The sequence below is a fragment of the Elioraea sp. Yellowstone genome, assembly GCF_006704265.1.
GTDB lineage: Bacteria > Pseudomonadota > Alphaproteobacteria > Acetobacterales > Acetobacteraceae > Elioraea.
On the sequence record NZ_VIKA01000218.1, the window covers coordinates 1 to 3933 of the forward strand.

Annotated in this window: 2 protein-coding genes and 1 pseudogene; all 3 read right to left on the minus strand. The window is 73.3% G+C overall.

Annotated features, from left to right (window positions below):
• Positions 1-241: pseudogene (locus FK498_RS17750) on the minus strand (4-(cytidine 5'-diphospho)-2-C-methyl-D-erythritol kinase); the annotation flags it as partial.
• A 2-nt stretch (positions 242-243) separates the two neighbouring features.
• Positions 244-2001: a tetratricopeptide repeat protein gene (locus tag FK498_RS17755; RefSeq protein WP_141856921.1), complete on the minus strand. Its 1758-nt coding sequence runs from the start codon at positions 1999-2001 to the stop codon at positions 244-246.
• A 59-nt stretch (positions 2002-2060) separates the two neighbouring features.
• Entirely contained in the window at positions 2061-3689 is a 1629-nt protein-coding gene (locus tag FK498_RS17760) for an electron transfer flavoprotein-ubiquinone oxidoreductase (protein ID WP_141856923.1), read from the minus strand.
• Positions 3690-3933: the final 244 nt, after the last annotated feature.

Below are 3933 nucleotides of genomic sequence, written 5' to 3' on the forward strand. Positions count from 1 at the left end.
CCGCCGCGGCGGCGAGCGCGCGGGCGGCGCGCAGCACCAGGTTGTCGGCCTCGCCCGCGAGCGCGGCCGCGAACGGCCCCTCGACCGCGAGCGAGAGCGCGTCGTCCGGCTCGGCGACCAGCACGTCGGCGGCGGCGGCGAACACCACGAGCGTGTCGAGCAGGTGGTAGCCGTCTGCGCGACGGCCGAGCACATGCAGATGGAGATTGACCTTGGCGTGCGCCGCCTCGGCGAGGCTCACGCTCAGCGCGCGGCGGTGGCCGGTGCCGGACCGGCGGCGCCGGAGGCGACATTGGCGGGCGGCAGGACGAGCCCGTCGCGCAGCTTGGCCTCGAGCTTCGGGATCGCCTCGGGCTCGGGGCCGAGATTGAGCGCGCGGCGCCACTGGAACTGCGCCTCGGCCCGGCGGCCGACGGCCCAATACGCGTCGCCGAGATGGTCGTTGATCACCGGATCGCGCGGCAGGAGCTCGACCGCGCGCTCGAGCCAGCGCACCGCGGCGCGATAGTCGCCCATGCGGAACAGCACCCAGCCGAGACTGTCAACGATGTGGCCGTCATGCGGGCGCAGCTCCACCGCACGCTCGATCATCCGTTTCGCGCGCGCCAGCTCGCGTCCCTGTTCGACCCAGGAATAGCCGAGATAGTTCAGCACGTAGGGCTGGTCGGGCGCGAGCTCGAGCGCGCGCAGGAAGTCGGCCTCGGCGCGTGGCCAGTCCTTGGCGCGTTCAAGCGCGATGCCGCGCGCGTAGTAGAGCGCCCATTGCCGCCGCTCGGGCGGGCCGAGGCGGGCGACCGCGCGGTTGTAAGCGGCGGCCGCCTCGGCGAAGCGGCTGCGCCCACGCAGGATGTCGCCCATGCGCGCGAGCGGTTCGGCACGCGTCGGGTCGGCGGCCGCCAGCGCCTCGAGTTCGCCGATCGCGGCATCCGTCCGGTCGAGCCGGTCGAGCATGAGCGACAGCCTGACGCGCGCTGCCGGCCCATAGGCGCTGTCTTGGCGAACCCGGGAGAGCACGTCGGCGGCCGCCTGGTAGCGCCGATCGCCCTCGAGGATATCGGCGAGCATCAGCTTGGCGGCGGGGTAGTCGGGGCGGAGCAGCAGCGCGACGCGCAGCAGCAGAAGCGCGAACTCGCCCGCCTCCTGCTGGCGCAGCGCGGCCGCGAACGCGAGCAGCGCCTCGGCCATGCCTTCGGCGGCGGAGGCGACCGGCCGGCGCTCCAGGTCGCCGAGCAGGCGTGCCTGCACCATGGCGACCTCATCGGAGCTGGCGGCGATCTCGGCGAGGATGCGCCGCGCCTCCTCGATACGACCCTGGCGCGCAGCGAAGCTCGCCTGGATTTCGGCCATGCGCAGGCTCGAACCGCCATCGGCGAAGGCGCCGCCGTACCACCGCTCGGCCTCGGCCATCCGGCCGGCGAGATCGCAGATCAGCCCGGCATGGAGGGCGAAGGCGGCCCGGAAACGCGCGCCGTCGGCGAACGGGCGCAGCGTGGCCAGCGCCTCGTTCCACTGCCCGCGCCCGGCCTGCGCCCAGGCGAGCATCAGCGGCTGGAGGAGCTGCGCCGCACCTTGACGCGGCAGGGCGCGGAAACGCGCCTCGACCAGGTCGAAACGGCCGTCGCGCGCCTCCTCGGCGGCGAGCACGAGGGTCGGCAGGAGTGCCGTCGGCTGCGTGGCGAGGATCCGCCGGGCAAGCGGGGCCGCCTCGCGCCCGTCGGCCAGCGTGGCGTGGAAGGCGCGGGTCAGGAGTTCCGGACTGGTCGGGTCGGCCGCAAGCGCGCCGGCGAAGAAGCGCGCCGCAGCCTCGGTGTCGTTCTCGGCCGCCGCAAGGCGGCCGGCGAGATAGGCGCCGAACGCGCCGGACGGCTTGAACCGCCCCTCGCGCAGCACCGGCCGGTCGGACTCCCCGGCCGGCAGGCCGGAGGCGCAGGCGGCCAGGAGCACCAGCGGCAGCAGGCCGAGGCGGCGCAGCGCGGGCGAGGATCCGACCCGGTCGGTCATGGGCGCAGAGTATCGCAGCGGCCGAAGGCGCGCCACGGGAACGGACCGCACGCTGGCGGTCACATCATGGCGTAGACAGGCCCGCCGCCGCCCTCGGGCGTGACCCAGGTGATGTTCTGCTTCGGGTCCTTGATGTCGCAGGTCTTGCAGTGCACGCAGTTCTGCGCGTTCACCACCAGCCGCGGCTGGCCCTCCTCGACGCCGACGAACTCATAGACCCCGGCCGGGCAGTAGCGCGCCTCCGGCCCGCCGTAGCGGGCGAGGTTGTGCGCGACCGCAAGCGCGGGATCGGCGAGGCGCAGATGGCTCGGCTGGTCCTCCTCGTGGTTGGTGTTGGAGAGATAGACCGAGGACAGCCGGTCGAAGGTCAGCACACCGTCGGGCCTGGGATAGTCGATGCGCGGCGCGGCGGATGCCTCCTTCAGGCTTTCATGGTCGGGGTGGTGGCCGAAGGTCCAGGGCGCGCGGCCGCGCAGGATATAGGTGTCGAGCCCGGCATAGGCGAGCCCGCCCCAGAGGCCGAACTTCGCGAAGGCGGGGCGGATGTTGCGCGCGCGCGCGAGCTCCTCGTGAACCCATGAACGTTCGAGTGCAGAAGGATACGACTCCAGCACGTCTGGCCTGGCGCCGGCGAGCGCCTCGACGATCGCCTCGGCGGCGAGCATGCCCGACTTCATCGCCGTGTGGCTGCCCTTGATCTTGGGCACGTTGAGGAAGCCGGCGGCGCAGCCGATCAGCGCCCCGCCGGGGAAGACGAGGCGCGGGATCGCCTGCAGCCCGCCCTCGTTCAAGGCCCGCGCGCCATAGGCGATGCGCTTGCCGCCCGCGAAATGGGGGCGGATCGCGGGGTGGGTCTTGAAGCGCTGCATCTCCTCGAAGGGCGAGAGCCAGGGGTTCGGGTAGTCGAGCCCGACGACGAAGCCGTAGGCCACCAGGTTCTCGCCCCAGTGGTAGAGGAACGAGCCGCCATAGGTGTCCGAGGCCAGCGGCCAGCCGATCGTGTGCAGGACGAGCCCCGGCCGGTGCGTCTCCTTCGGCACCTCCCAGAGCTCCTTGATGCCGATGCCGTAGGTCTGCGGCTGACGCCCCTCGCGCAACCCGAACCTGCGCTCGAGCTCCTTGGTCAGGCTGCCGCGGCAGCCCTCGGCGAACAGCGTGTAGGCGGCGCGCAGCTCCATCCCGGGCTGGAACGAGGGCTTGCGCGTGCCGTCCTTGGCGATGCCCTGATCGCCGGTCGCCACACCGACCACCCGGTCGCCCTCGAACAGCACCTCGGCGGCGGCGAAGCCGGGATAGATCTCCACCCCCAGCGCCTCGGCCTGTGCGGCGAGCCAGCGGCACACCTGGCCGAGCGAGACGATCCAGTTGCCCCGGTTGTGCATCGGCGGCGGCGTGGGCAGGCGGATCGCGCGCTTCGCCGTGAGATAGAGGAAGCGGTCCTCGCGCACGGGCGTGGTGATCGGCGCGCCGAGGGAGGCCCAGTCGGGCAGGAGCTCGTCGAGCGCGCGCGGCTCGATCACCGCGCCCGAGAGGATGTGCGCGCCGACCTCCGCGCCCTTCTCGAGCACGCAGACCGAGATCTCGCGCCCGGCCTGGCCGGCGGCCTGCTTCAGCCGGATCGCGGCGGCGAGCCCGGCGGGCCCGGCGCCCACGATCACCACGTCGAACTCCATCGCCTCGCGTTGCATCGCGTTCCCCCGGTGGCTCCGGTGCAGAGATAAGGGCATCCTGTCCCAGGCGCGAGAGCTGTGGGGAGCGGAGAGACTTGGACTCGGCGATGCGGTCCGAACTGGGGGCGGCGCTGGCACTCCAGCTCGCCTGGGGAGCGGACGAGGCGCTGGAGGAGGACGTGCAGGACCGGCTGGCGGAGGCGGCGCCGGCGGGACGCGAACGGGCGCCGGCCGCGCGCGCGGCGGGGCCGGCGCCCCAGGC